The sequence below is a fragment of the Sphingomonas plantiphila genome (assembly GCF_046000505.1).
Lineage (GTDB): Bacteria > Pseudomonadota > Alphaproteobacteria > Sphingomonadales > Sphingomonadaceae > Sphingomonas > Sphingomonas plantiphila.
On the sequence record NZ_JBELQC010000005.1, the window covers coordinates 356 to 698 of the forward strand.

General features: G+C 63.6%; 1 protein-coding gene. It reads left to right on the forward strand.

Going from position 1 to position 343, the window contains the following annotated elements; genetic code table 11:
- Positions 1-343: IS110 family transposase (locus tag ABS767_RS17555; protein WP_408080777.1), on the forward strand; the 343-nt coding region annotated here is incomplete at both ends.

A 343-nucleotide genomic window follows, 5' to 3' on the forward strand; every position in this document is an offset into this window, starting at 1 on the left:
AGATTTTGCGCGAGACGAAGGTCTCCAGCGAGCCGGAAGCGCTGATCGCCTGGTTCGGTTCGTTGGGGGTGACGTTGGATCGGATCGGGCTGGAGGCGGGCCCATTGTCGCAATGGCTCTATGCGGCTCTGCGGGACGCTGGTCTTGCGGTCGAGCTTCTGGAGACGCGGCACGTTCGCGATGCCTTCAAGGCGATGCCAGTCAAGTCGGACCGCAACGATGCACGCGGGATAGCTCAGCTGATGCGCCTCGGCTGGTTCCGGCCGGTGCATTGCAAGTCGATCGGGGCACAGGAGACGCGGGCCATTCTGACGACCCGCAAGCTGCTGCAATCCAAGCTCCA